We start from the raw sequence: 24,670 nt of genomic DNA on the forward strand, positions 1-24,670 counted from the left end.
GCTTCCCCAGTGGCCCTTGTGCCACGGCACCTTGTGCGTGTTGGACTGTTCTCTCCATATTTGATCCACAGTTGCTCTTCACAGTCGCATCCAGCAAGGTCAACCTGACCTTGGAATAAGGAGATCGCTATGTGGACCCAGTATTGGCTGAGCGCACGCTTACGCCGTGCGGCTGTATGGGGTGGCTTGGTGTTACCCGTGGTGTTGCTGTCATGCCGGGCCGGGCCTGACACGGTATCGCGGGCAGAAGTTCCAACGCGTGCTCCAGACCCAGTGGCCCAACACGCGCTGCAAAACAGTGCGCGGGTGCGCTTGGGCGAGATGATTTTTAACGATAAAAACCTGTCGGAACCTCGCGGTACGGCCTGCATTGCGTGCCACGGTGCCAACACAGGCTTGGCTAGCAACAACGGTTCCACGCTGGGTGTGGCGGTGGGCAGCAAGGCCACTTCTGTGGGTTTGCGCAACACCATGTCCAACGGCTACGCCAGCTTTGTTCCGGCGTTTGAGTTCGTGACGGATCAGGGTGAGACCGAGGCCCGGGGTGGCCACTTTTGGGATGGCCGGGCCGCTGGCATGGAGCAGCAGGCTTGGGGCCCGTTTTTAAACCCGCTGGAGATGAACAACCCCGACCGCGCCGCTGTGGTCGCAAAAGTCGCAGCGGCTCCGTATGCCTCTCTTTTTCGCCAAGAATTCGGCACCCAGGTGTTTGACAACACGGACCATGCGTTTGAAGCGCTGGGCGTGGCCATCAGCGACTTTGAACGGGCCAGGCTGCAGTCCTTTAGCTCCAAGTACGACGCCATGGTGCGCGGCAAAGTGGAGTTCACCCACGCAGAAGCCCGTGGCATGGCTTTGTTCGCGGATCCTAAGCGCGCCAACTGCGCAGGCTGCCACTTGATGGACCCCAAAAGCGGTAAGCCTGAGAACTCTTTGTTCTCCGAGTTCACCTACTACGCCACGGGCGTCCCGCGCAACACCGACATTCCGCGCAATGCAGATCCTGCCTTTTTTGACTTGGGGCTGTGCGGCCCTGAGCGCGACATGCCTGCATTGCCCGCGACGGTGCCTGCGGACGTCAAGCCCAGCCATTTTTGCGGCATGTTTCGCATGCCCAGCTTGCGCAATGTGGCCAAGCGCGAGGCCTATATGCACAACGGCTACTTCAAAGGGCTGCGGGAGGTGGTGCGCTTTTACGCCACCCGCAACACCGATCCCACGCACTGGTATGGCGCTGCGGGTGTGCCCAACGACTTGCCTGCCCAGTACCGCGGCAATATCGAGCATGAAAAAGCGCCTTTCAACCGCAAGCCCCAAGCGGGCCCCTTGCTCACAGAGGCCGAGATCAATGACATCGTGGCCTTTTTGCACACCCTGAGCGACGGCTATAGCCCGGCGCTGCCCGCAGTCACGGTGGCGGGCGTCGGTGCTGCTCCACGTGCGACGTCGCCGTAGTGTGTGGTGCTTGGCCTTGCCCGCACTAGCCACAGGCGCCTAAACGGCTCTACCATCGCGCCATGCGCCTGCCCACCCTGACCCTTGCCCACCAGCTAGCGCTGCTGCTGTCGGCCTTTGTGGTGCTGGCGGTGCTGGCCGTGGGGGGCCTGAGCGTGTGGAATTTGCAGCGCGGCTTTTCGGACTACCTGCAAGCGCGCGATGAAGAACACCTCACCCGCTTTCTGGGCTTGGTGGAGCGCCGCGCCGCCCAGGACCCCAGCATGCAATGGCTGCGCGGCGACCGCGAAGCCTTGCGTGCCTTGGTGGACGAGTTTGCCGGACGTCCTCCCCAAGGCGCTAGGCCCGCCCCGGGTGACAGACCCTTGCCCCGCGACGGCCGTCCCCCACCCCCGGGGCCTGAGCGCGAAGGCCCGCCACCCGAGCGCCCCGGCCCGCCCAGAGTGGCGCCACCGCCGCCTCTAGCGCCCAACGGTAGTGCAGGCAACTTTGCCCAAAGGTTGCTCATTCGCGACGCGCAGGGCCGCCGCCTCGTGGGCCGGGAGCCCCCGGCGGGCGCACGTGTCAGTGTGCGAGCCATCAAGGTCGATGGCGTTTCCGTGGGCAGCTTGGAGTTGACGCCAGAAGCCCAGATGGAAGGCGTGGACGCCAGCTTTTTGCAGCGACAGTACCGTGGTTTGGCCTTGGCCGCAGCGATCACCATTGCGGCCGCACTGGTAGCTGCGGTCGTAATCGGCGGCCGCTGGAGCCGGCCCCTGCGGGCACTGCAGGCGGTGACCCGGCGCATTGCACAAGGCGACTTTTCAGCGCCCCAAGCGCTGCCGGGAGCGGTGCACACCGGCGCGGTCGAAATCGCGCTCTTGGTGGCCGACGTGAATGCCATGGCACTGTCCCTGGCGGCGCTGGAGTCTGCGCGACGGGCCTGGATTGCGGAGATATCCCATGAACTGCGCACGCCCTTGGCGGTGCTGCGCGGTGAGCTTGAATCGATAGAAGATGGTGCGCGCCAGCCCACGCCCAGCGTGATCGGCAGCCTGCGTGAAGAAGTCATGCAACTCACCCGCTTGGTGGACGACTTGCATTTGCTGTCGGTGGCTGACATGGGGCAGATGCCCTGCCACATGGCACCGGGCGATGCGAACGCTGCCTTGCAGCGCATGGCGGGCCGCTTTGAGACGCGCGCCCAGCAGATGGGCCTCGTCGTGGACATCGTTCCCTGCGCACAGCCCATTGCCACCCAATGGGACTATGGGCGCATCGAGCAACTCTTAGGCAACTTGCTGGAAAACAGCCTGCGCTACACCCATGCGCCGGGGCGCATCCGTATCCGCTGGCAGGCCAGTGCGACCGCGCTCACCTTGACCGTAGAAGACAGCGCGCCCGGCGTGGCCGCTGTGCATTTGCCCAAACTGTTTGAACCCTTGTACCGGGTTGACGCGGCACGCGGGCGCACCGGGCAGCAGGGCAGTGGACTGGGCCTGTCCATCGTGCAAGCCATTGTGCGGGCACACCGCGGCTCGGTGAAGGCCAGTGCATCCGAACTCGGTGGGCTCGCAGTCACCTTGGTGCTGCCCTTGCAGCCACAGCGGCTGGAACGCAGAAAGGAGCGGTGATGCAAGCCCCCATTCTCATTGTGGAAGACGACCTCAAGATTGCCGACATGCTGGACAACTACCTGCGCATGCAGGGCTACGCCACCCTATGCTGCGCCGATGGCTTGCAGGCGGTGGAGCTGGTGCGCAGCCAAGCCCCCGCCGTGGTGCTGCTCGACGTGATGTTGCCCAGTTTGGATGGTGTTGGCGTGTGCGCCGCCGTGCGGGCGTTCTCAGCGGTACCCATCATCATGGTGACGGCGCGCGTGGACGAAGTGGACCGTCTCTTGGGCCTAGAGACGGGCGCTGACGACTATGTGTGCAAGCCCTTTAGCCCGCGCGAGGTGGTGGCCCGTATCAAGGCCTTGTTGCGGCGCACGCAAGGTGAGCTGCTTGCGCCCTTACCCGGTGCACAGCCAGCGGCCAATCTAGGCCTGCGGGTGGACGCTGCCAAGCGGCAGGTGGTGTGGGCGGGTCACGCCTTGCCGCTCACGCAGGTGGAGTACCGCTTGTTGGCCTTGTTGCTCTCGCGGCCCGCACAAGTATTTGGGCGCGCCCGTTTGCTCGACAGCCTGCATGAAGATCAGCGCGATGTGAGCGACCGCGCCATCGACAGCCACATCAAAAATATACGCCGCAAGATGGAGCAAGCCCAGGTCACCGAGGCCAGCATTGCCTCGGTGTATGGCGTGGGCTATCGGCTGGACTTGGGCGTCTAAGCGCCCATTTGGGGTTTAGCTCTTGGGCTTTTCTTTGCCCATGCCGGGGCCTTGGCCCTTTGTGTGGGCAGGGCGGCAAGCCAAGGGTTTGCCTTCGGGGGCTCCGCATGTTCCTGCTTCGGCACCACGCGGCGAGGTGAAGTTACACGCCGCGCCTGCCGCCAAAGACTTGCACGCCGCGAGCGCTTCGGCCGGTGGTTTGCGGTGCTCTGGGCCCTCTTGCTGTTCTTGCCCGCCTGCCGGCTTTGGGCCATTGGGGGGCGCTTGTTGGGCGGAGGCTGTGGCGGCGCATAGCAGCAAGGCCATGGCAGCGCACACACGGAGGGCAAGAGGAAGCTTCGACATGGCATGACTCCTTAAGGTCTGAGATGGGGAACCCTGCGGGGTGCAGTGCGATGCAGTGTGTGCCTTAAGTGTGGAGCAATTGTGGAGCAGGCTTTCACGGTACCATCACCGTTCAATATCTGCCATCTCTTTCACATTCGCCTACTTTTGCCCAGCGCAGTGCCCATTCCATGACCGATTTTGCGTGTACGCCCGCCATGCTGCTAGCCGCTGGACGCGGTGAGCGCATGCGACCCCTGACCGACCATTGCCCCAAGCCCTTGCTAGAGGTGCGCGGCAAGCCCTTGTTGCAGTGGCATCTGGAAGCCTTGGCCCGTGGCGGGTTCTCCAAGGCGGTGGTCAATACCGACTGGTTAGGTTCCAAAATAGAACGTTTTTTTGAGGGCCAAACAGGCCATTTGCGCCCATGGAATGTGCGTGAGCAGCTATGGAATGCAGAGCAAGACATGGCGTCGAATGGCGATGCCGTGTTCACCCTAGCGTTCTCCCGCGAGGGCCAAGACTTTGGCGGCGCGCTGGAGACGGCAGGCGGTATTGCACGCGCATTGCCGCTGCTGGTGGCCGAGCCAGCTGCAGCGAAAAGTGCTGTGTTTTGGGTGGCTGCGGGCGACGTGTTTGTGCCTGACTTTGACTACCGCCAAGACGCGGTCGCGCGCTTTGTGGCGAGTGACAAGCTTGCCCACCTCTGGTTGGTGCCCAACCCCGCGCACAACCCCCGGGGTGACTTTGGTTTGGCGCTGTCCCAGGGTTCCGACGCTGCGGGTATGGCGCTGAACCTCGCCACTGACGATCCAAGGCCCCGTTACACCTACTCCACCATAGGTCTGTACCGTGCCGCGCTGTTTGCGCCGCCCTGGTGCGCCATTGCGCCGGGCAATCCCCAGGGTGTGAAAGCGCCGCTGGCGCCCTTGCTGCGCGCTGCGATGGACCAAGGGCGGGTGAGTGCCGAGCTCTATACCGGTCGCTGGACCGATGTGGGCACGCCCGAGCGGCTGGCCCAACTCAACCACGTGTAAGTTTCTCGATTTTGGAGCGCGTTTTCGCTATGACACAGACTGTTTACCAACGCCGCCGCGCCGCTTTGGCTGCCCAACTGGGCCCCAGCGGTATTGCCATCATTCCCACCGCGCCTGAGCAGCAGCGCAACCGCGACTCTGATTTTTTGTTCCGCGCCGACAGCTACTTTTTGTACCTCACCGGCTTTACGGAGCCCCATGCCACTTTGGTGGTGCGTGGGGATGGCAGCAGCACGCTGTTTTGCCAGCCCAAAGACCCGGAACGCGAAATCTGGGATGGCTTTCGCACCGGCCCCCAGGCGGCCCCTGAAGCTTTGGGTGTGCACAAGGCCTATGCCTGTACCGAGCTCGATGTTCAGCTCCCCAAGCTCCTGGAGAACGCCAGCACCGTGTGGTACCCGTTTGGCATCCACAAAGGCCTAGAGACCCGGGTGGCTGGGTGGCTCAGCACAGTGCGTGGCCGCTCCCGCCAAGGGGCTTTGTGTGCCGAAGCGCAGCGCGATGTGTGCGCCTTGCTCGATGAAATGCGCCTCTTCAAAGACGCCGAAGAGCAAGCCACCATGCGCCGTGCGGCGCAGATCAGCGCGCAAGCCCATGTGCGCGCCATGCAGCAGTCAGCGCGCATGCTGCGCGCAGGCCAAGCGGTGCATGAGTACCACCTGGATGCAGAGCTATTGCACGAGTTTCGCCGCCATGGCTCGCAGTACCCGGCCTACAGTTCTATCGTGGCCGCAGGGGGCAATGCCTGCGTGCTGCACTACCGGGCCGATGCAGGCGCGGTGCGGGACGGCGAGTTGGTCTTGATTGATGCAGGCTGTGAGCTTGACGGCTACGCCAGTGACATTACCCGCACCTTCCCTGCCAACGGCAAGTTCACGGGCCCTCAGCGTGCGTTGTATGACCTGGTCGTAGCCGCCCAAGCGGCCTCTATTGCGGTGACACGCCCTGGCCAGCGGTTTATGGACCCGCATGACGCCACCGTGAAGGTACTGTCGCAAGGCATGCTCGATCTGGGCCTGTTGGACCGCAAGGTGGTGGGTACGGTGGACGATGTGATCGAAAAGCGCGCCTACTTTCAGTTCTATATGCACCGCACCAGCCACTGGCTGGGTTTGGATGTGCATGACTGCGGCAGCTACTACGAACCCAGTGAGCTGCACTTGGCCACCGAGCGCACCGATGCGGTGACCGGCGCAGTGTCACTGCACCGTCCGGGGCGCATTTTGCAGCCCGGTATGGTGCTCACCATTGAGCCTGGGATCTATGTGCGGCCCGCGCCCGGCGTGCCTGAGGCTTTTCACAACATCGGCATTCGCATTGAAGACGACGCGCTGGTGACCGCCAATGGGTGCGAGTTGTTGAGCCGTGGTGTGCCTGTGGAGGCTGAGGCCATTGAAGCCTTGATGCGTGACTGACGGCAGAGGCAGCCCAGCGCCTGTGACATGGGTACTGACTGGCCCGGGCCTTGCTTAGGTGCTTGGGTTATCCTTTCCGCTGTCTCCACTTCACTCCTCCACCATGCCTTCTTACCTGTTGCCGCTGCATCTTGTCTTTGTGGGCGTTTGGCTGGGTTGCGTCTTGACGGAAGCCTTGTTTGAACGCGCCTTGTTAGGCCAAGGCCGAGCCTTTGAGCTGGTGTTGGTGGCGCTGCATAAAAAGGTGGACCTGTTGATCGAGATACCGGCCTTTGTGGGGGTCTTGGTGACCGGGGCATTGATGCTGCATGCCGCACCGCCCAGCAACCTGCTGCACCTCAAAGCTGGCTTGGGTGTGCTGGCCATCGCGGCCAATGCCTACTGTGTTTGGTTGGTGTTTCGCCGGGGGGACGCGGCGCAAGCGGGGGACTGGGAGCGCTTTGAACGCATTGACCATGCCCAACACACATGGGGCGCTGTGGTGCTAGTGGGCATCTTGGCCGCACTGGGCATTGGCCTGTACCTGTTTAGCCACGGCTAAGGCGTGGGGGAGCCGCTGTAGGCGGCCCTGCGCGAACGATTTCAAAACTCTGTAAGGCGCGTATGCAACGTATTGTGATCGTGGGCGGTGGTGCCGGCGGCTTGGTGCTGGCCACCCAACTTGGCAAAAAATTGGGGAAAAAAGGGCTGGCTGAAGTCACGCTGGTGGACGCAGCCCGCACCCATGTGTGGAAGCCCCTGTTGCACCAACTGGCGGCGGGCAGTTTTGACACCCATGCGGAAGAAATCGAGTACTTGGCGCAGGCGCGCTGGAACCATTTCAAGTTTCGCTTGGGCCGCTTGGTCAGTGTGGACCGCACGGCCAAGACGCTGCAACTGGAAGCTAGTTTCGATGAAACAGGCCGTGAGATCACACCGGCGCAACAGCTGGCCTATGACACCCTGATCATTGCGGTGGGCAGCCAAACCAATGACTTCGGCACCTTGGGCGCGGCCGAGCACACCATCAAGCTCGACAGTCCTGTGGCCGCCCAAAACTTCAACAACCGCATGATCAACGCCTGCATCCGCGCGCAAACCGTGCCGCGCAGCGCGGGCAGCGGCCGTTTGACGGTGGCCATTGTGGGCGGGGGCGCGACCGGCGTGGAGTTGGCGGCCGAGTTGCATGCCTCGGCCAAGGTCTTGGCCCACTTCGGGTTTGACCACATCCACCCCGAAAAAGACCTGCAAATTGTGCTGATTGAAGCCGCGCCGCGCTTGCTGGCCCAGTTGCCCGAGCGCCTGAGCGAGTCCGCGCTGCGCGAGCTGCGCAAACTGGCCATTGAAGTGCACACCAACGAAAGAGTGGTGGAGGTGACCGCCGACCACTTGAAAATGGCCAGCGGCAAAGTGGTGCCGGCCAGCATTGCGGTATGGGCAGCCGGTGTGAAGGCGCCTGAGTTTCTCAAGACGCTGGGCGGTGAGGCACCGCTAGAGACCAACCGCCTGAACCAGCTCTTGGTCAACCACAACCTGCAGTGTGCGCAAGACCCCAGCATTTTTGCCTTTGGCGACTGCGCCGCCTACCAGCAGCCCGATGGCCTGTGGGTACCACCCCGCGCACAGGTGGCCTACCAGCAGGCCATGTATTTGGTGCGCGCTTTGCCCATGCTGCAACGGGGGGAGGCGGTGGCGCCCTTTGTGTTCAAAGACCAGGGGTCCTTGGTGTCTTTGTCCGAATATTCGTCGGTGGGCAGCCTCATGGGCAGCTTGACCAAAGGCAGCTTCTTTGTGGAAGGCCAGATCGCCAAGTTCATGTACTGGGCGCTGCACAAGCAGCACCAGATGGCCTTGGGGGGCTTCAAGAAAATGGCCTTGATCACGCTCTCGGAGTTGCTAGACCGCACCTACCGCCCACGCATCAAGTTGCACTAGGCCATCGCCATGCTGAGTCGCTGGATGCATGCACTAAGAGCCCGGCCACGCTTGGTGGTGTGTGCGCTCATTGGCCTAGCCTGTGGCTTTGCCATGCCCGCCAGCTGGGGTTTGCTGCCCGTGACGCGGGCCATTCTTGCGTGGAATGTGGGGGCCCTTGTGTACTTAACACTGGCGCTGTACATGATGTTTGCCTCCACCCATGCCTTGATGCGCCAACGCGCGGCGCAAGAAGATGAAGGCCGCTTGCTCATCCTCATGTTGGTGGTGTTGGCCGCGATGGCCTGCATTGGCGCCATCGTGGCAGAGCTGGCGGTCGCCAAGGATTTGCAGGGTGCCAGTCGCTATGCCCACATTGGCCTGGCGGCATTGACCATCGCGACGTCCTGGGCATTTACCCAGGTGATGTTTGCCCTGCACTACGCCCACGAGTACTACGCCCACGCGGCGCGCACTGGGCATGCGGGCGATGAATCGGGAGCAGGGGGGCTGGCCTTTCCTGGCAATGAAGCGCCGGACTACGGCGACTTTTTGTATGTTGCAGCGGTCATCGGCACCTCTGGCCAAACGGCGGATGTCAGCTTCACCCGCCGCGCCATGCGCCGCATTGGGCTCTTGCACTGTGTCTTGGCCTTCTTTTTCAATACCACCTTGCTGGCACTGACCATCAACATGGCCTCGGGCTTGTTCTAGTGCTCGCTAGGCAGCCTTGATTTGCTACTGAATTAATAGCTATATGCGCTTATTCAATAAGGGGCTTAGGCTGTTTTGCTTGGGTTGATCTAAAATGAAGTGGACTTGGGCGCAGGCCCTCGCCACCACAATTGCCTTACCGATGACGCACCATGCCTGATACCCACGCCAAAACTTTGAACGCATTTTTCAGCAGCCACGGCGTGCGCGATGTGGAATGCATATTCCCCGATATCTCGGGCTACCCGCGTGGCAAGTTGATGCCGGCCGCCAGCTTTGCGGCGGGTGCGGAGTTGCGCATTTGCCAGGCCATCCCGATGCAGGCGGTTACGGGGGACTACTCGTACAACCCTGTCTTTCCGGATGCCGACCCGGATGTGCGCATGGTGCCAGACTATGCCACCCTGAAGCTCAGCCCTTGGGCCAGTGCGCCGCGTGCCGTGGCTATTCACGACTGTGTGGAGCTCGACGGCAGCGTGTGCCAATTTGCCCCCCGTAGTATTTTGAAAAGCGTAGTCGCTCGTTATGCCGCCCAGGGACTTACACCGGTGGTCGCCCCTGAGATTGAGTTTTACCTCACCCAAGCCAACGCAGACCCGGCGCTGGCGCTACTAGCGCCCAGCATGCGGGGTGGCCGTGTCGAGGTGGGTCAAAGTGCCTTCAGCCTGAATATGCTCAACGAGCACAGTGCGTTTTGGGACGAATTCCGCCAAGCCCTAGACACCTTGGGGGTGCAGGCGGATACCTGGATCCATGAAGTAGGGCCGACCCAGTTTGAGATCAACCTCATGCATGGCGATGCGGTGGCGGTGGCCGACCAGGCGTTTTTGTTCAAGTACGCGGCCAAAGAAATTGCGCTCAAGCACGGCTTGAATGCGGTGTTTATGGCCAAGCCCATTGCGGGCGCGGCCGGGAGCTCTATGCATTTGCACCAAAGCGTGGTGGATGCGTCGGGACGCAATATCTTCAGCTTGGACGACGGAGCAGAGGCTCCGTGCTTTAGGCAGTTTATTGCAGGCCTGCAGCGGTATGTGCCCGACCTGATGCTGGTGTACGCGCCATTTGTGAATTCCTTTAAGCGTTATGTGTCGGGTAGCCAAGCCCCTGTGAACGTGCAGTGGGGCTATGACAACCGCACCTCCGGGTTGCGCGTGCCCGCCAGCGGCCCGGCGGCCCGGCGTGTGGAAAACCGGCTCGCGGGGGCCGATGCCAATCCGTACTTGGCCATAGCCGCCTCCTTGGCCGCAGGTCTGGCGGGCATGGATGAGCACCTTGCCCCCAGCGCCCCGCTGGAGAGCAACGCCTATGACCAGGCGCACACCTTGCCCCGCAGCTTTACCGTGGCCTTGGACCAAATGGCCGCGAGCGCCCACGGCAGGCGTTTGTTGGGCGACACGTTTGTGACCGGCTACACCGCCGTCAAGGCCTTGGAATACGAGAGCTACCAAAACGAGATCAGCGCCTGGGAGCGCCGCGTATTGCTGCCTCTGGTCTGAGTGGCGGGATGGCACATACCCTGGCCCAGCTGCGGTCTGGCGAACTGCAGGGCTGCACCCGCTTACAACTCGCGCTAGGCTTGGAGGAGTTCCCTAGGGAGATCTTCTCCTTGGCGGACACACTCGAAATCCTGGACCTGTCGGGCAACGCTTTGTCGGAGCTGCCTGACGATTTGTGGCGGCTTGGCAAGCTGCGCGTGCTGTTTTGCTCCAACAACCGCTTTACGGTGTTGCCTGCGGTTGTGGGGCAATGCGCACAGTTGCGCATGGTGGGCTTTAAGTCCAACCAGATCCACACGGTGCCGGCCCAAGCCTTGGGGCCACAGCTGCGCTGGCTGATCCTCACGGACAACGCGGTGAGCACCTTGCCAGACAGCATGGGGCAATGTACGCAGCTGCAAAAGCTCATGCTCGCGGGCAACCAACTGACCCATTTGCCAGCCGCTTTGGCGCATTGCACCCAGTTGGAGTTGGTCCGCATCTCCGCCAACCGTTTCGCTGCGTTTCCAGAGGTGTTGTTGACCTTGCCGAATCTGGCGTGGTTGGCTGTCGCGGGCAATCCCATGTGCGAATCCGACGCAATGCCCGTGCCACCCGAAGTACCGCAAATTGCTTGGACGCAATTGCGCCTGGGTCCCAGGGTGGGGCAAGGGGCGTCGGGGGTCATCTACCGGGCTGAATGGGATGCGCCCGATGGGACTCAGCCCGTGGCCGTCAAAATGTTCAAGGGGGATGTCACCAGCGACGGTTGGCCTCAGGCCGAGATGGCCGCCTGCTTACGCGCGGGGCGACACCCCGGCCTTATCTCGGTGATGGGGCAGGTCCAGCACCACCCCCAAGGCCAGCAAGGCTTGGTGATGGCATGGGTTCCCGATGACTATGGGGTGGTGGCTGGACCTCCGAGCCTTCAGAGCTGCACCCGCGATGTGTACCCGGCCGGGTTTGGCTTGCGCGGGCCAGTGCTTGTGCGCATGGCCCAGGTTCTGGCCAATGCACTTGCCCATTTGCATGCCCAAGGTCTGCTGCATGGCGACTTGTATGCCCACAACCTGATGCTCAGTCCAGTGGGGGATGTGCTTTTGGGGGACTTTGGTGCTGCGTCGCCCACCGATGCTTTGCCAGCGCCGGTGGCGCAGCACTTACGCGCCATGGACGTGCGGGCATTTGGCGTGCTCTTGGGTGAACTCCTAGCACGCTGCCAGGTGGGCAGTCTGGCCGTGAGTACTTTGCAAGCGCTGCAGACGGTGCACCACGCGTGCATGGAGAGCGTTTGCGCAGCCCGTCCGCCCATGTCGGCCGTGGTTACGGCATTGGCGGCGTGTAATCCACACGGGGAGAATCCAGCGTGACCGAGGTCGCGCTGCAAGAGGTGAACAGCCTCGTCTTTAGTGTGCACTTAGCGTCGGGTGAACACGTGGGCAACCTCAAAAAGATTGGGCAGGTGTGGAAATTCAAGGCCATTGGGGTTGACGCCCACGGAGCCGTGCTGCCAGGTGGTGGGCCTTTGACCCTCAGCCATAACGTGACGGTAGACGCCCCTGATGCGCAGGCCTTGGGGCGGCTACTGGGGCCACTGCAGCGCTAGGTCCACTTACAATTCGCGCCACTTTCCACTCTGGTACGCCGCTATGTCAGACCGCCTCGCAGTTCTTCCCCAATACCTGTTGCCTAAACAAGCGCTCACTACCTTTGCAGGCAAGGTGGCCGGTGCCAAAGGTGGTCGTATGACCACGGCCCTGATCGAGTGGTTCATCAAGCGGTACAAGGTCAACATGGCGGAAGCCGCCAATCCCGATCCCAGCAGCTACACGAGCTTCAATGAGTTCTTCACGCGTGCCTTAAAAGAAGGCGCTAGGCCAATTGCCGACGCTGCGTTTGTGTGCCCCGTCGATGGGGCCATTAGCCAACTGGGCCCAATTGCCCATGACCAAATCTTTCAAGCCAAAGGGCACCACTACAGCACGACCGCCTTGGTGGGCGGCGACGCAGAGCTGGCGCGTCATTTTCAAGATGGCAGTTTTGCCACCATTTACCTCAGCCCGAGGGACTACCACCGCATCCATATGCCGTGTGACGGGGAACTGCGGCGCATGATTTATGTGCCCGGTGACTTGTTCTCAGTCAACCCCACGACTGCTAGAGGCGTGCCTGGACTCTTTGCCCGCAACGAGCGCGTGGTGTGCCTGTTTGACACGGCGCATGGTCCTATGGTGCTCACTTTGGTGGGGGCCACCATTGTCGGCAGCATGGCGACCACCTGGCATGGAGTCGTCAACCCGCCGCGCGGTGGGCAAATCAATGAGTGGCATTACGAGCCCGGTGCCGTGAATCTGAAAAAAGGCGAGGAAATGGGGCGCTTTTTGTTAGGGTCTACGGTGGTGCTTTTGTTTCCCAAGGGGAGCATCGCTTTCACTTCCCAGTGGGCCGAAGCCCTCCCCGTCAGTTTGGGAGAAGTGATGGGCAAAAAATAACCGAAATGGAGTGAAATACGCTATTCTGAGGTCTTCATATTCGCAGTGTTGGAGTTGATATATGGATCTCCGCTCGAACGAGACTGACCCATCGGAGGACGATGGCGTTGGCCAAAGTTCCTCGCATAACTGGGCAGACCGCAGTGTCATCCAAGAAAAAAGTGGGCTCTGGGAACGTGTCAAGGTGTCCTTCCAAACCCTAGGACGCAATCTTGGAGTGGCGCGCGCGCCAGGTGGCAAGTTGGATGCGCTGTCCTCTTCCGCGTTAGCGAAAGCCAAAAAAATCCCGATTCCCATGGCCGAAGGCATGTCGGTCAAGTCCAGCTTGCGCTTGGCGTTCGCCAGCGTGCTGGCGGGGGCATTCATTGTGGGGGCCTTCTCCATCGTTCAGATGGGTCGCCTAAATGCATCAACCCAAACCATTTACGAGCGCGAGTACACGGCAGGCCAAGCGACAGAGCAAATCCGAAGCTTTTTGTTGCGCGCCAGCCGGGCGCAGACGCAACTGCTCACGGCCACTACAGCAGGTGAACGTGACAGCCTAGGTAAAGACGTAGAAGCGGGCTTGGCTCAGATCACTCAGCGCATGGAGTCCATTCAAAAATTGGACTTAGGTGCAGAGTCTCAAACGACTGAAAAGCAACTGACTGACGCTTTGGCTGTATGGGCCAAGCGCATGAAGGACTATGTGCAGTTGGTGAAAGAGCAGCCCTTGGACCTGATGCAGATGAGCCCGGATGTGCCATCGGCTGACGCGCGTTTGCTTAACGACACGCGCAAGTTGGAAAAAATTGTCGATACCTTGGTGCAGCAGCAAGGAGAGTCCGCCCAAGCGACCATCGCTTCTGCGGCGCAAATCTATAGAACCTCATTGGCATGGGTAATAGGCATTACGCTGGCCTTGATTGCCTTGTCTTTGCTGATCAGTGAGTGGGTGACTTTGCGCCTGACCCGTCAGTTGGGGGGAGAGCCTGCGTATGCCAAGTCCATTGCCAGTGCCATTGCCCATGGCGATTTGCGCATGCAGATCAAGCTGGCCAAGAACGATGAGACCAGCTTGTTGTTTTCCTTGCATGAAATGCAGTCGCAGTTGGCCGACACGATGGGTGAAATTGCCAGTCGATCCAATATGGTGGCCAACGCATCCCGTGAAATTTCTATGGGCAATTTGGACCTGTCGCAGCGTACCGAGTTGCAGGCTACCTCTTTGGAAAAAACCAATGCCAGTGCTGCGCAGGTCACCGCCATTGCCAAGCGCAATGCCGAAAGCGCCGCCCATGCAGCCCAGTTGTCTGCCCAAGCCACACAGGCTGCCATGCATGGTGGTGAGGTGTTGGCCCAAGTCGTGATGACCATGGACCAAATCCGCAAAAGTACGGACGCCATCCACTCCAACATTGGGGCGATTCAAAGCATCGCATTTCAAACCAATATTCTGGCGCTCAATGCGGCTGTGGAGGCCGCCCATGCGGGTGACCAAGGCCGCGGCTTTGCCGTGGTGGCAGCGGAAGTGCGCCTGCTTGCCCAGCGCAGCGCCACCGCAGCCAAAGAAATTAGTGCATTGATTGAAGACTCCGCAGCGCATGTCAAAGACGGCGCGGCTTTGGCGGGTACCGCTGGCGCCACCATTGCTGAAATGGCCCAAACGGTGCAGCAGGTGAGCAACGTCATGGGTGATGTATCTGGTGCGTCACGTGAGCAAAGTGTGGGTATCGAAGAGATCAACCAAGCCATTTCCGACTTGGACCAAAGCACCCAACAGAATGCGGCTTTGGTTGAGCAGGCCGCCGCGGCCGCCCAATCGCTAGATGAGCAAGCCCAAGCGCTAGACGGTTTGGTTGGGCGCTTTGATTTGCACCCAAGCTAAGCCGTCTAGACGATAGGGGCCTTTCTCCGTGGCTACTTGAAGATCACGGTCTTGTGACCGTTGATCAACACACGGTGTTCACTGTGCCATTTCACCGCGCGGGCCAACACCTGGCTTTCGGTGTCACGCCCCATGGCGGTGAGGTCTTCGATGGTTTTGCTGTGATCGGCCCGTGCTACGTCTTGTTCAATGATGGGGCCTTCGTCCAAGTCGGCCGTGACGTAGTGCGCGGTTGCCCCAATGAGTTTGACTCCACGATCATGGGCTTGGTAGTAAGGCTTGGCGCCTTTAAAGCTCGGAAGGAACGAGTGGTGGATGTTGATGGCGCGGCCAGACAGCTTTGCACACATGGCGTCACTCAAAACCTGCATGTAGCGCGCAAGGACGACCAGTTCCGCACCTTCAGCTTCAATAATTTCTAGTTGACGTGCTTCCACCTGGGCTTTGGTGGCCGCGGTAACGGGTAGGTGATGAAACGGCACGTTGTAGCTGGCGGCGAGTTGGTAAAACTCGCGGTGGTTGGAAATGATGGCCCGAATGTCTAGCGGCAGCAGACCACTTTTCCAGCGAAACAGCAAGTCGTTGAGGCAGTGACCTTCCTTGCTCACCATCAGCACGGTGCGCATCGCCTGTGCGGTGGCATGCAAACTCCATTGCATTGCGAATGGGGCTGCGAATGTACCCAACTGGGTTTTAAGCTCTGCGTGGCTGTTTGCGCTGCAGCGAAACTGCACCCGCATAAAGAACAGGCCGGTATCCGGATCGTTGTACTGGGCGGCTTCTTCGATATTGCCGCCACGTTCCATCAGAAAGCCGGAAACTGCGTGGACAAGCCCTAGACGGTCAGGGCAAGAAAAGGTAAGGATGTAAGTCTGGCTCATGGTGCCGACATTGTCGCAGCAAGCCGAGCCAGACCCGCCCAGAACGGGCTCTTAGTGCACGATAACGGGGTTCTGCGCCAACTCGGCGTACTGCTCCAGGGTGTCTTCCACTTCCTCTTGGGTGGGCGTGTTCACTTGCCAAGCTACGATGTGCTGCTGGAACAGTTCGGCCCACGAACCGTCCAAATACACCTCTTTGCCGTTGCGCTTGTCCACAATTTCAAAGCCGTGGCGCGCCAACATGGGTACACCGCGAGGGTATTTGTCTGATTTTTCGGCGCTGAGAGTGGTCACGCCCTGTATCGGAGCGTTGGATTGGCCCAAGCCATCTGCCTCGGCGTTGGCCAGCATATGGGTCACAGAGAAGGTTTCGGAATCGTAAAGCGTGTGCATGGCAAAAAATATAACGGGGTTTTGCAGTGCAATTGGAGCCTTTAGCTCTGGTTTCAAGGGTATCAGGTTTTGCTGCCCTTGCGTAAACCTTTACGGAGTTTCAGAAGAACGCCACACTTGGTCAAGCACATTGCCATTGGCCTCGGTGATGCGAATATGGACTGGCAAGTACGACATCGTGGGCGCCAGCCAGACTTCTACTTTTTGGCCGTAATCACCCACCGGATCCCGCAGGAGCTTGATGGCGTTGAAATTGCCGCTAGGCAAGCTGATGGGCTCTAGAGCAGCGACTTTAAATCTCCAGGTTTCAGCGGCACGTGCATCTACGGTTTGGAAGGCAAAGCTGCTCCCTGCAGGAAAACGCTCGGGTTCACCGCCAAACATGGCCGCCAGCTGGATGAAGACGCTGGCCCGGTCTTGGGCTCCCGCTTCAATAGGAATGTCGGGGGTGTTGGCGCTGAAGACGACTTGGCCCCTTTCTCGGACAAAGTGAGCCGCTTGCTCTGACCTCACTTTGTCGCCAAAGCGGGTTGGCTCCAAGCCTTGCGCGCTGAGTTCGCCTTTGCTTGTGAGCGTTCTCGACACCAGTACATTTCCCCATTTCAGTCGGGCTTCATAAAACTTACCGTCCTGAACCCAGCGCAACTCCCCATTGGCAGCGATGGGAAACCCATTCATATTGGCTTTGACGTCGTAGTTAAGCTGCACTGAACCTGGAAACAAAAACCGGTGCGTGCTGACTTGGCTATGCATGGCTTGGGTGTTGGCAATTGGTTCTGGTTCAGGCTTTGGCGGTAACGGCACTGCCGCCGCCAACACCTCAGCAGGCAAGGGGTCATTGCTGGGTGGCGTCACAAGTGCAGTGGGTGGTGCCTCGGGGACCTGAGGACTCTGAATGGTTGGCGCTTGACTTGCTGCATGCCTCTCAGCCGCTGAAGATGAAGGCCTAGGCGATGGAATTGCAGTCGCCTTGGGGCTGACGGATGCCTGTGGCTTGGCCTCGCCAAAAGCTACGCTGCGCGTTGTAAATGTGAGTTTTGTATTCTTGTCCTTGTCTTCGAATGCGGGCATGAGATGCCAAGCCGAAGGTGGGTTCTGAAGGACCCACCCGTGGGCCAGCAGCACGGTGCCCAGCACCATTGCGATGCGAGGCCAATCGCTACGAAAGATAGGCATGGTGTTGCTTAGGGGGATGAGTTTGGCATTACGAGTCAAGGTGGTTCGCACAGTACGTGCCACGCTACAACGCAGCCAGTCTAATTCAGAGCGACAATTCCGCCATGAAATTTGCAACTTACAAAGATGGATCGCGCGATGGCCAATTGGTGGTCGTGTCACGTGACCTAAGCGTCGCCCAATATGCCTCAAATATTGCCAATCGCTTGCAGCAAGTGCTCGACGATTGGAACTACCTATCGCCGCAGTTGCAAGAGCTGTATGAGGCGCTGAACGCAGGGCGCGCGCGCCACGCTTTTGCGTTCGACCCTACGCAATGCATGGCACCCCTGCCTCGCGCCTACCAATGGGCCGATGGTTCAGCCTATCTCAACCATGTGGAGTTGGTGCGCAAGGCGCGCGGCGCCGAAGTGCCGGAGAGTTTCTATACCGATCCCTTGATGTACCAAGGCGGCAGTGATGACTTGCAAGGCGCTTGCGCGCCTATCGTGTGTGCCAGCGAAGAACAGGGCTTGGACTTTGAAGCCGAAGTGGCCGTGATCACGGGTGATGTGCCCATGGGCAGCGCGCCAGACCGCGCGCTGGATGCCATTCGCTTGCTCATGTTGGTCAACGATGTCAGCTTGCGCAACGTGATTCCGGCAGAGTTAGCCAAGGGGTTTGGCTTTGTCCAAAGCAAACCGGCCACCGCCTTTAGCCCTGTTGCCATTACGCCAGACGAGCTGGGTGAAGCGTGGATCAAGGGCCGCGTCCATCTGACCTTGCAAAGCACTTGGAATGGCCGCAAAGTGGGCATGTGCGATGCCGGACCGGAGATGACGTTTCATTTCGGTCAGCTCATTGCCCATCTGGCCAAGACGCGCAATGTGCGCGCGGGCTCCATCATCGGGTCGGGCACGGTCAGCAACAAAGGCGTGGAAAAAAAGTCCCGCACCGATTGGTCCAAAGGCTATAGCTGCATCGCCGAGAAGCGTGCGATGGAAACGATTCAAGATGGGCAGCCCAGTACCGAGTACATGAAATACGGTGACACCATTCGCATCGAAATGAAAGGCCGCGATGGGCAGTCCTTGTTCGGCGCGATTGAGCAAGAAGTGGTGCCAGTCACGCCGTAAACACGGGTCTGTGCAGCGGGTCTGAGGCGTTTCTCAGGTTCGCATTAACTGCATGATGAAGGTCTTGGCTCCGCGCAACATCATTTCAATGGCAACTGACACCAGCACCAAGCCCATCAAACGCTCTGCGGCAATGACCAAGCGGTCCCCGATGACCCGTTGAATCCGCTCGGCGGACACCAATACAACCGCACTGATGAGCATGGTGACGCACAGCGCACCAATCCATTCCAAACGTTTATCGGGTTGTTGGGACACCAGCAGCAATACCGTGGCCAAGGCGGACGGCCCCGCCACTGCAGGGATGGCCAGTGGCACGATGAGCGGCTCGGTCATGATTTCGCTCTCGGCCGTAGCGGCAGGAGGAAACACCATGCGCAGCGCGATCAAGAACAGAATCACACCGCCACCAATTTGCAAGGACAACTCGCTCAAGTTCATCACCCGCAAAAAGCTCTCACCCACAAACATAAAAGTGAGCAAGAGCGCAAAGGCAATCAAGATCTCGCGCAAGATGACCCGGGGCCTGCGCTCAGGCGGCACATGCTTAAGGGCATTCGCAAAAATGGGGATGTTGCCAATCGGGTCGGTAATCAGTACCAACAAAATGGTGGCAGACCAAAACGTGTAGTTCATCATGGGAAAAGTCTCTCGCTCTAAAGCAATAGTGCCAAGCGCCTATTGGGAATACACCGTGTGCAAAGATCGAAAGCCTTTGACCTCAATGGGGTTGCCAAACGGGTCCAAAAAGAACATGGTCCATTGCTCGCCGGGTTCATTGGCAAATCGCACTTGGGGCTTGAGCACGAATTCGACTTTGGCCGCAGTCAATCGGTCGGCCAGTGCCTGCCAGTCCGGTAGGGCCAAGATGACGCCAAAGTGCGGCATAGGCACCAAATGCTCGCCCACGTGGCCGGTGTTGGCGGTCTTGAAGGGCTCACCCAAATGCAAGGAAATTTGGTGCGAGAAAAAGTCAAAGTCGACCCAGGTGTCGGTGCTGCGTCCTTCCATGCAACCCAGCACGCCGCCATAAAACTGGCGGGCAAGTTGGAGGTCTGTGACGTTAAAGGCGAGGTGAAATAGGCTGCGCATCCTCGCAGAATACCAGCCTCAGGCAAGCTCGCTTTTTTCTTGGCAGTGGATGCAGCGCGCGGCCTCCGGGGCCACGGCCAAGCGTCCGGCTTTGATGGCTACGCCACAGTCAATGCACTGTCCATAAGTACCTGCCGCCAAGCGCTCTAGGGCTTGGTCTATGGCCATGAGTTCTTGGGTTTCATGGGCGTCCAAGGCGAACTCAATGTCGCGCTCCGTAGCCACTTGGGCGCTAGAGTCTTCGCGGCCCGCAAAGTGCGCAGTCGAAGCTTCGGCCCGCCCTATCGCCCCGCCACGCAGCGACTCCAATTGCGCCAGCAGCGTCGCACGCTTTTGCAGCAGCAGGGTTTGTGCCATGGGATAGGTGGTAGTGGACATAGGGGAAGAAGTGGGTTGAGTGATGCCTCCATGATGGGCGCAGCCCTTGGTTTTTGCGTTGATGTAGATCAATCACGCCGTCCGTTCCAGGCTGGCTGTGCGCATATGGGCGATAATTCCGCCCATGTCCACGCTTCAAACTTTCCGCAACGCACGCCTGCTGGTTCGCAGCGTGCTGGCGTGGTTTGTCTTGTCGGTGGGCATTGCCATTGCAGCCCCCGTGGTGCAGCCGCAGTCTTTGACCTTGGTGTGCTCTGCCGCCGGTGAGGTCAAGCTGTTAGTCAGCGGGGAGGATGGCACCGCAACCACGATGGGCGCGCACACCCTAGACTGTGTGATGTGTTTGGCGCTCAGCGCGCCACCGCCACTGGCCAAGCCCGTGGCGGAAACTGCCCCGGCCTTGTCTTACGCATGGGCGCGCCAGCAGGCCCGCCCTGAAGTGTGGCGCACAGCGTCGCCACTGCCCGCACGCGGGCCACCCTCCCTCACCTGATTTTTAGCCCTGCTGCGCCTGTACGCGGCGCCTTGGGGCTTACGCACGCAATACACGTTGGGTACTTGCGCACGCCTTGGCGCTTGCCGCAAGTTATTGGCCTCACTGGATCGCCGCACACCGCGTGCGATGGCTGGGCCAAGACGTGGTGGCGTCCTATTTTTTCGTTTGTTTGTTTGTTTGTACTTTTGTCTTGACCATGAAAACTTCAATTGCTCTCAAATTTGTAGCTGCTTGCGCAATATCCATGGGCGCAAGTGCCACTTTTGCCCATGTCACTCTGCAAGACGGTGCCGCTGCTGCCGGTACCGGCTACCGCGCCACCTTGCGCGTGGGCCACGGTTGCGAAGGCACACCGACCACAGGGTTGAAGGTCATCATCCCTGCAGGCTTCAACGGCGCTCAGCCCATGCCCAAGGCGGGTTGGACGGTCAGCACCCGCGTGGGCAAGTTGGCCGAACCGTATGAGAGCCACGGCACCCAATACACCGACGGCGTGCTGGAGATTAGCTGGACCGCCAACACCCCCGCCGACGCATTGCCTGACGCCTTCTATGACGAATTTGTGCTGCGCGGCACTACGCCCAAAAAGCCTGGACCTGTGTGGTTCAAAGTGGTGCAAACCTGCGTCAAGGGCCGCAACGAATGGGTGGAAGTGCCCGCGTCCGGCAGCTCCACCAAGGGCTTGAAAATGCCTGCTGCCCTGCTCGAAGTGCTGGATGTGCAAGCCGCTGGCGGCCACAGCCACTAAGAACCTCCCCCTTCACCCATCAATTCACACTGCATAGGAAACACCATGAAATTCTCGCGCATAGGCTGTCTGGCTTTGTTGGCTAGCTCGCTGTCGGCCCCCTTGTGGGCCCAATCGGTAGACATTCAAGGCGCTTGGGCGCGGGCCACCGTGCAAGGCCAAAAGGCTTCTGGCGCCTTCATGCAGCTGACCGCCAAGGATGCCGGCCGCTTGGTGCGCGTCAGCAGCCCCGTAGCCGGTGTGGCCGAAGTGCATGAAATGTCCATGGACGGCGGCGTGATGAAAATGCGCGCCCTAGACAAGGGGCTGGAGCTACCTGCTGGCAAAGCGGTAGAACTCAAGCCCGGTGGCTACCACATCATGCTGATGGACTTGAAGTTGCCCTTGCTGAAAGACACCACCATTCCCTTGACCCTGGTGTTCAAAGACGCCAAGGGCGGAGAAACTAGCAAAGAACTCAAAGTGCCTGTGTCGCAAGTGGCCCCTGCTGGTTCGGGTTCGCCCGCTGCGCAAGACGCCCACGGCGCACATGCCAACCACGGCAAATAAGGCGCTTGCTTCATCTGCCTTAGCCGCTATGCACAACACGAACTTTTATGCCATGTTGCGCCGCCCCTGGGCTGTGTGCTTGGCTGTGTGCTTGGCGTGCGTGATGGCTTTGGCACCCACGGTGTCGCATGCCTTGGTGCATGCGCGCCCTGATTGGCCGATTGAAATTTGTTCCAGCAGTGGCACGCGCACCGTGCCCGCAGATGCACCTGCCAGCCAAGGCGCGCCGTTTGCCTTAGACCACTGCCCGTTTTGCCTGCATCCCAGCGACCGCAGCGCTCCTCCGCCCAGCCAGACGTTTTACCTCTTCTCGGTGACCGGCGGCCCGCAGGAGGCTGCTGTTGCGCAGGCTTTTTTCTACGCCCACCCACCCGCATTTGCGCCACCACCGCGTGGCCCCCCGCACTCCGTTTGAACCTTTGGTTCAGTCGCTCGAAACGCGTGGCGAGGTGCCATGTCTGTTTGTTTGAGCGCGCTGCGCATTCATTGAAACCTGCGGTCGCGCACCACCCGTGGCTGAGCACAGGTGCTCGTTCTCGCCCTGACATTGGCCCTAACTAGCCGGTCTAGATCTTCCACATGGGCCAAGCCCGGTGGCACTGACCCCTGGGGCGTGGCACGCGCTTGGATGCCCCAGCCTACGCCCGCTTTTTTGACCCATTCCCTTGATTTGCCCACTAGGAGACATCCATGACGGATACCACCCTCGCTGCGTCTGACACGCAGTCCCGCGCGGTCCATGCGCGCTTTTACGCCACGGCCTGGCGCTGGCATTTCTATGCGGGCCTCTATGTTGTGCCCTTCTTGACCATGCTGGCGATCACTGGCTTGGTGATGGTGTTCTTCACCGGCTTTCAAACCCGTTTGGGGATGAGCATCCACATCCAGCCGCAAGCCCAAGTGCAGTCGGTTACCTCGCAGGCCAAGGCCGCGCTGGCGCAGTATCCACAAGCCAAGCTCAAAGAATATGTGGCGCCTAAGGCCGCCAATGTGCCTGCGTGGTTCACCATTCTTGACGGCGCGGCGACCCAGTCCGTGGCGGTGAATCCTTACACCGCGGAAGTCATCAAGACCGTAGACAAAGGCAACACCGTGTACGCATGGGCCGAGCAAATCCACGGCTCGCTGCTGCTTGGCGATGTGGGCGACGCCCTGATCGAAATCGCAGCCGGTTTGGGCATGGTGATGATCATCACCGGCCTGTACCTTTACTGGCCACGCAACGGCGGCACCTGGGCCGAAGCGCTCATTCCCGATGTGCGCGCCAAGGGCCGCAAGTTTTGGAAAAGCATGCACTCCAGCATTGGTTTTTGGCTCAGCATCGTGCTGGCGCTGTTTTTGCTCACGGGCTTGTCTTGGACCAATGTGTGGGGCAACAAGTTTGTGCAGCCGTGGGGCAGCTTTCCAGCTGAAAAGTGGGAAGCGCCCAAGTCAGACGCCACCCACGCAAGCTTGAATAGCGCAGGGTTGCACGAGGTGCCTTGGGGCTTGGAGCTCACCCCGCTGCCAGTTTCTGGTTCTGACGTGGGTACGCCCGGCGTACCTGCGGGCCAGCCTATCAATTTGGACGGCCTGTACGCCTTGGCCAAAACCTTGGGCTTTGCAGGCCAGTTCCACATCCACGTGCCGCAAGACGCCACCGGCGTGTACACCTTGTCGGCCGACACCATGAGTGGCGATTTGCAGGTGCCTACCCAAGACCGCACCGTGCACGTAGACCGCTACACCGGCAAGATCCTGGTAGACATGGGTTTTGCAGACTATTCACTGCTGGCCAAGGCCATGGCCGTAGGCATTGCGCTGCACCAAGGCGACTTGGGCCTGTGGAGCGCGTGGCTCAACGTGGTGCTGTGCTTGAGCGTGGCATTCATTTGCATCAGCGGCATCGTGATGTGGTGGCTGCGCCGCCCAGCGGGCGCTGCACGCTTGGGTGCACCCGGTGTGCCTGCCAATGCCGCATTGTGGAAAACGGGTGTGGTGGTCATGCTGGGCGCGTCCTTGGCGTTTCCGGTCAGCGGTGCGGTGTTGCTGGGCGTGTTGTTGCTGGACTTTGTGCTCTTGTCGCGCATCAAACCACTGAAGCAGTGGGTGGGCTAAGCCGCAAGCTTGGCTCGCCAGTCGGTGCGCATTGGAGTAAGCTGTCGCGCATGGCCTGATCAACAGGCCGCACTAGGAGCAAGCATGAGCGATAACGACAGCGCTGGCTTTGGCAAGTTTGTGCCGGGCTTTGACTTTTTACAAAACCTGGCCAAAGGCGCCAGCACCCACATCCCCCAAATGCCCAATATCGGCAACTGGGTGGCGCCTACCCTGAATGTGGAAGAGCTTGAAAAGCGGATCACCGAGCTCAAAGGCGTGCACTTTTGGCTGGAGCAAAACTCCCGCGCCTTGGGGGCCACCATCCAAGCGCTGGAAGTGCAGCGCATGACTTTGGCCACCCTGCAGGGCATGAACTTCAACCTGGGTGACATGGCCAATGCTCTCAAGCTCAAAGCCGCCGACACCGTGTACACAGGTGTACAGCGTGTGACCGAGCGCGCCGCCAGTACGGCAAAAACCATTTCTGACGTCGCCTCTTCCGCCACCAAGGCGGACGACCAAGACACCGACAAGCCTGCGGGCAACCCGTTCATAGACCCCATGCAAATGTGGGGCTCGCTCACCCAGCAGTTTCAGAACATCGCGGCCAACGCTATCAAAGAGGCGAGCACCAAAACCGCCGTCGATATCACCAAAAACATGGCCACCGGCTTGGCCAAAGAAGCGATCAAGTCTGGCAAGAAAGCCGCTGGCGCTGCGGTGCGCCGCACGGGCACCAGCACCCCGCGTAAAACCACCAAAAAACCCGCTGCCAAGTAA

Annotated in this window: 27 protein-coding genes; 20 read left to right on the top strand and 7 right to left on the bottom strand. The window is 60.1% G+C overall.

The window, feature by feature from the left end; translation table 11 throughout:
• The first annotated feature begins 129 nt into the window (after positions 1-129).
• The 3 genes from EXZ61_RS01705 (at position 130) to EXZ61_RS01720 (ending at position 3,766) form a co-directional block, all read left to right on the top strand.
• The gene (locus tag EXZ61_RS01705) at positions 130-1,455 is read left to right on the top strand and encodes a cytochrome-c peroxidase (protein ID WP_142808438.1); all 1,326 of its coding nucleotides are present in this window, start codon (positions 130-132) and stop codon (positions 1,453-1,455) included.
• A gap of 62 nt (positions 1,456-1,517) precedes the next feature.
• The gene (locus EXZ61_RS01715) at positions 1,518-3,068 is read left to right on the top strand and encodes an ATP-binding protein (RefSeq protein WP_178084829.1); all 1,551 of its coding nucleotides are present in this window, start codon (positions 1,518-1,520) and stop codon (positions 3,066-3,068) included.
• The gene (locus tag EXZ61_RS01720; RefSeq protein ID WP_142808441.1) at positions 3,068-3,766 is read left to right on the top strand and encodes a response regulator; all 699 of its coding nucleotides are present in this window, start codon (positions 3,068-3,070) and stop codon (positions 3,764-3,766) included. The genes EXZ61_RS01715 and EXZ61_RS01720 overlap by 1 nt, the downstream gene beginning before the upstream one ends.
• Before the next feature lie 15 nt (positions 3,767-3,781).
• Here the strand turns inward: EXZ61_RS01720 and EXZ61_RS01725 are convergent, their stop codons facing one another.
• Positions 3,782-4,111 (bottom strand): hypothetical protein, encoded by a 330-nt coding sequence (locus tag EXZ61_RS01725; protein ID WP_142808442.1) that lies wholly within the window; start codon positions 4,109-4,111, stop codon positions 3,782-3,784.
• A 170-nt stretch (positions 4,112-4,281) separates the two neighbouring features.
• On the opposite strand from EXZ61_RS01725, the gene EXZ61_RS01730 reads away from it, so the two are divergent.
• The 10 genes from EXZ61_RS01730 (at position 4,282) to EXZ61_RS01775 (ending at position 14,983) form a co-directional block, all read left to right on the top strand.
• The gene (locus EXZ61_RS01730; protein ID WP_237219057.1) at positions 4,282-5,127 is read left to right on the top strand and encodes a nucleotidyltransferase family protein; all 846 of its coding nucleotides are present in this window, start codon (positions 4,282-4,284) and stop codon (positions 5,125-5,127) included.
• Positions 5,128-5,156: 29 nt separating this feature from the next.
• The gene (locus tag EXZ61_RS01735; protein WP_142808443.1) at positions 5,157-6,542 is read left to right on the top strand and encodes an aminopeptidase P N-terminal domain-containing protein; all 1,386 of its coding nucleotides are present in this window, start codon (positions 5,157-5,159) and stop codon (positions 6,540-6,542) included.
• Between the two features lie 103 nt (positions 6,543-6,645).
• The gene (locus EXZ61_RS01740) at positions 6,646-7,083 is read left to right on the top strand and encodes a hypothetical protein (RefSeq protein ID WP_142808444.1); all 438 of its coding nucleotides are present in this window, start codon (positions 6,646-6,648) and stop codon (positions 7,081-7,083) included.
• A 62-nt stretch (positions 7,084-7,145) separates the two neighbouring features.
• The gene (locus EXZ61_RS01745) at positions 7,146-8,456 is read left to right on the top strand and encodes an NAD(P)/FAD-dependent oxidoreductase (RefSeq protein ID WP_142808445.1); all 1,311 of its coding nucleotides are present in this window, start codon (positions 7,146-7,148) and stop codon (positions 8,454-8,456) included.
• Between the two features lie 9 nt (positions 8,457-8,465).
• Positions 8,466-9,149: a DUF1345 domain-containing protein gene (locus EXZ61_RS01750; RefSeq protein WP_142808446.1), complete on the top strand. Its 684-nt coding sequence runs from the start codon at positions 8,466-8,468 to the stop codon at positions 9,147-9,149.
• A 152-nt stretch (positions 9,150-9,301) separates the two neighbouring features.
• Positions 9,302-10,645 carry a glutamine synthetase family protein gene (locus EXZ61_RS01755; protein WP_201799106.1) on the top strand — a complete coding sequence of 448 codons (1,344 nt, stop codon included), beginning with the start codon at positions 9,302-9,304 and terminating at the stop codon, positions 10,643-10,645.
• Positions 10,646-10,653: 8 nt separating this feature from the next.
• Positions 10,654-11,994, top strand: coding sequence for a leucine-rich repeat-containing protein kinase family protein (locus tag EXZ61_RS01760; RefSeq protein WP_142808447.1), 1,341 nt, complete (start codon positions 10,654-10,656; stop codon positions 11,992-11,994).
• Positions 11,991-12,230 (top strand): hypothetical protein, encoded by a 240-nt coding sequence (locus tag EXZ61_RS01765; protein WP_142808448.1) that lies wholly within the window; start codon positions 11,991-11,993, stop codon positions 12,228-12,230. Before EXZ61_RS01760 ends, EXZ61_RS01765 begins: the two co-directional genes overlap by 4 nt.
• 43 nt (positions 12,231-12,273) lie before the next feature.
• Positions 12,274-13,116, top strand: a complete 843-nt coding sequence (asd, locus tag EXZ61_RS01770; protein ID WP_142808449.1) for an archaetidylserine decarboxylase — start codon at positions 12,274-12,276, stop codon at positions 13,114-13,116.
• Between the two features lie 61 nt (positions 13,117-13,177).
• Positions 13,178-14,983 carry a methyl-accepting chemotaxis protein gene (locus EXZ61_RS01775; RefSeq protein ID WP_237219058.1) on the top strand — a complete coding sequence of 602 codons (1,806 nt, stop codon included), beginning with the start codon at positions 13,178-13,180 and terminating at the stop codon, positions 14,981-14,983.
• 32 nt (positions 14,984-15,015) lie between these two features.
• Here EXZ61_RS01775 and purU read toward each other — a convergent pair whose 3' ends face one another.
• From purU to EXZ61_RS01790, 3 genes are all read right to left on the bottom strand, one after another.
• Positions 15,016-15,864 (bottom strand): formyltetrahydrofolate deformylase, encoded by an 849-nt coding sequence (purU, locus tag EXZ61_RS01780; protein WP_142808450.1) that lies wholly within the window; start codon positions 15,862-15,864, stop codon positions 15,016-15,018.
• 51 nt (positions 15,865-15,915) lie between these two features.
• A complete protein-coding gene (locus EXZ61_RS01785; protein ID WP_142808451.1) occupies positions 15,916-16,257 on the bottom strand; it encodes a BTH_I0359 family protein in 342 nt (113 codons plus the stop codon).
• 90 nt (positions 16,258-16,347) lie between these two features.
• The gene (locus EXZ61_RS01790) at positions 16,348-17,433 is read right to left on the bottom strand and encodes a DUF3108 domain-containing protein (RefSeq protein ID WP_142808452.1); all 1,086 of its coding nucleotides are present in this window, start codon (positions 17,431-17,433) and stop codon (positions 16,348-16,350) included.
• Positions 17,434-17,537: 104 nt separating this feature from the next.
• Here EXZ61_RS01790 and EXZ61_RS01795 point away from each other — a divergent pair, with 104 nt between their 5' ends.
• Positions 17,538-18,548, top strand: coding sequence for a fumarylacetoacetate hydrolase family protein (locus EXZ61_RS01795; RefSeq protein WP_142808453.1), 1,011 nt, complete (start codon positions 17,538-17,540; stop codon positions 18,546-18,548).
• 33 nt (positions 18,549-18,581) lie between these two features.
• On the opposite strand, the gene EXZ61_RS01800 is transcribed toward EXZ61_RS01795, so the two are convergent.
• The 3 genes from EXZ61_RS01800 to EXZ61_RS01810 are packed head-to-tail and all read right to left on the bottom strand — an operon-like array spanning position 18,582 to position 20,018.
• Positions 18,582-19,184, bottom strand: a complete 603-nt coding sequence (locus EXZ61_RS01800; RefSeq protein WP_142814060.1) for a MarC family protein — start codon at positions 19,182-19,184, stop codon at positions 18,582-18,584.
• Positions 19,185-19,226: 42 nt separating this feature from the next.
• A complete protein-coding gene (locus EXZ61_RS01805; RefSeq protein ID WP_142808454.1) occupies positions 19,227-19,640 on the bottom strand; it encodes a VOC family protein in 414 nt (137 codons plus the stop codon).
• An 18-nt stretch (positions 19,641-19,658) separates the two neighbouring features.
• Positions 19,659-20,018, bottom strand: coding sequence for a TraR/DksA family transcriptional regulator (locus tag EXZ61_RS01810; protein WP_142808455.1), 360 nt, complete (start codon positions 20,016-20,018; stop codon positions 19,659-19,661).
• Positions 20,019-20,142: 124 nt separating this feature from the next.
• Between EXZ61_RS01810 and EXZ61_RS01815 the strand changes: the two genes are divergently transcribed.
• From EXZ61_RS01815 to EXZ61_RS01840, 6 genes are all read left to right on the top strand, one after another.
• The gene (locus EXZ61_RS01815) at positions 20,143-20,511 is read left to right on the top strand and encodes a DUF2946 family protein (RefSeq protein WP_142808457.1); all 369 of its coding nucleotides are present in this window, start codon (positions 20,143-20,145) and stop codon (positions 20,509-20,511) included.
• A gap of 199 nt (positions 20,512-20,710) precedes the next feature.
• Positions 20,711-21,262, top strand: a complete 552-nt coding sequence (locus tag EXZ61_RS01820) for a YcnI family copper-binding membrane protein (RefSeq protein ID WP_142808458.1) — start codon at positions 20,711-20,713, stop codon at positions 21,260-21,262.
• A 45-nt stretch (positions 21,263-21,307) separates the two neighbouring features.
• Positions 21,308-21,811 (top strand): copper chaperone PCu(A)C, encoded by a 504-nt coding sequence (locus EXZ61_RS01825; protein ID WP_142808460.1) that lies wholly within the window; start codon positions 21,308-21,310, stop codon positions 21,809-21,811.
• 28 nt (positions 21,812-21,839) lie between these two features.
• A complete protein-coding gene (locus EXZ61_RS01830) occupies positions 21,840-22,226 on the top strand; it encodes a DUF2946 family protein (protein WP_168224668.1) in 387 nt (128 codons plus the stop codon).
• A gap of 275 nt (positions 22,227-22,501) precedes the next feature.
• A complete protein-coding gene (locus EXZ61_RS01835; protein WP_142808464.1) occupies positions 22,502-23,908 on the top strand; it encodes a PepSY-associated TM helix domain-containing protein in 1,407 nt (468 codons plus the stop codon).
• A gap of 84 nt (positions 23,909-23,992) precedes the next feature.
• Complete coding sequence (locus EXZ61_RS01840) at positions 23,993-24,670, top strand: PhaM family polyhydroxyalkanoate granule multifunctional regulatory protein (protein WP_142808466.1); 678 nt, start codon at positions 23,993-23,995, stop codon at positions 24,668-24,670.

This window comes from Rhodoferax aquaticus, assembly GCF_006974105.1.
Classification (GTDB): Bacteria; Pseudomonadota; Gammaproteobacteria; order Burkholderiales; family Burkholderiaceae_C; genus Allorhodoferax; species Allorhodoferax aquaticus_A.

Bases quoted from the DNA above. Each gene is read 5' to 3' on its own strand.
- EXZ61_RS01705 (WP_142808438.1), top strand. From the start codon at position 130: ATGTGGACCCAGTATTGGCTGAGCGCACGCTTACGCCGTGCGGCTGTA.
- EXZ61_RS01715 (WP_178084829.1), top strand. From the start codon at position 1,518: ATGCGCCTGCCCACCCTGACCCTTGCCCACCAGCTAGCGCTGCTGCTG.
- EXZ61_RS01720 (WP_142808441.1), top strand. From the start codon at position 3,068: ATGCAAGCCCCCATTCTCATTGTGGAAGACGACCTCAAGATTGCCGAC.
- EXZ61_RS01725 (WP_142808442.1), bottom strand. From the start codon at position 4,111: ATGTCGAAGCTTCCTCTTGCCCTCCGTGTGTGCGCTGCCATGGCCTTG.
- EXZ61_RS01730 (WP_237219057.1), top strand. From the start codon at position 4,282: ATGACCGATTTTGCGTGTACGCCCGCCATGCTGCTAGCCGCTGGACGC.
- EXZ61_RS01735 (WP_142808443.1), top strand. From the start codon at position 5,157: ATGACACAGACTGTTTACCAACGCCGCCGCGCCGCTTTGGCTGCCCAA.
- EXZ61_RS01740 (WP_142808444.1), top strand. From the start codon at position 6,646: ATGCCTTCTTACCTGTTGCCGCTGCATCTTGTCTTTGTGGGCGTTTGG.
- EXZ61_RS01745 (WP_142808445.1), top strand. From the start codon at position 7,146: ATGCAACGTATTGTGATCGTGGGCGGTGGTGCCGGCGGCTTGGTGCTG.
- EXZ61_RS01750 (WP_142808446.1), top strand. From the start codon at position 8,466: ATGCTGAGTCGCTGGATGCATGCACTAAGAGCCCGGCCACGCTTGGTG.
- EXZ61_RS01755 (WP_201799106.1), top strand. From the start codon at position 9,302: ATGCCTGATACCCACGCCAAAACTTTGAACGCATTTTTCAGCAGCCAC.
- EXZ61_RS01760 (WP_142808447.1), top strand. From the start codon at position 10,654: ATGGCACATACCCTGGCCCAGCTGCGGTCTGGCGAACTGCAGGGCTGC.
- asd (WP_142808449.1), top strand. From the start codon at position 12,274: ATGTCAGACCGCCTCGCAGTTCTTCCCCAATACCTGTTGCCTAAACAA.
- EXZ61_RS01775 (WP_237219058.1), top strand. From the start codon at position 13,178: ATGGATCTCCGCTCGAACGAGACTGACCCATCGGAGGACGATGGCGTT.
- purU (WP_142808450.1), bottom strand. From the start codon at position 15,864: ATGAGCCAGACTTACATCCTTACCTTTTCTTGCCCTGACCGTCTAGGG.
- EXZ61_RS01785 (WP_142808451.1), bottom strand. From the start codon at position 16,257: ATGCACACGCTTTACGATTCCGAAACCTTCTCTGTGACCCATATGCTG.
- EXZ61_RS01790 (WP_142808452.1), bottom strand. From the start codon at position 17,433: ATGCCTATCTTTCGTAGCGATTGGCCTCGCATCGCAATGGTGCTGGGC.
- EXZ61_RS01795 (WP_142808453.1), top strand. From the start codon at position 17,538: ATGAAATTTGCAACTTACAAAGATGGATCGCGCGATGGCCAATTGGTG.
- EXZ61_RS01800 (WP_142814060.1), bottom strand. From the start codon at position 19,184: ATGAACTACACGTTTTGGTCTGCCACCATTTTGTTGGTACTGATTACC.
- EXZ61_RS01805 (WP_142808454.1), bottom strand. From the start codon at position 19,640: ATGCGCAGCCTATTTCACCTCGCCTTTAACGTCACAGACCTCCAACTT.
- EXZ61_RS01810 (WP_142808455.1), bottom strand. From the start codon at position 20,018: ATGTCCACTACCACCTATCCCATGGCACAAACCCTGCTGCTGCAAAAG.
- EXZ61_RS01815 (WP_142808457.1), top strand. From the start codon at position 20,143: ATGTCCACGCTTCAAACTTTCCGCAACGCACGCCTGCTGGTTCGCAGC.
- EXZ61_RS01820 (WP_142808458.1), top strand. From the start codon at position 20,711: ATGAAAACTTCAATTGCTCTCAAATTTGTAGCTGCTTGCGCAATATCC.
- EXZ61_RS01825 (WP_142808460.1), top strand. From the start codon at position 21,308: ATGAAATTCTCGCGCATAGGCTGTCTGGCTTTGTTGGCTAGCTCGCTG.
- EXZ61_RS01830 (WP_168224668.1), top strand. From the start codon at position 21,840: ATGCACAACACGAACTTTTATGCCATGTTGCGCCGCCCCTGGGCTGTG.
- EXZ61_RS01835 (WP_142808464.1), top strand. From the start codon at position 22,502: ATGACGGATACCACCCTCGCTGCGTCTGACACGCAGTCCCGCGCGGTC.
- EXZ61_RS01840 (WP_142808466.1), top strand. From the start codon at position 23,993: ATGAGCGATAACGACAGCGCTGGCTTTGGCAAGTTTGTGCCGGGCTTT.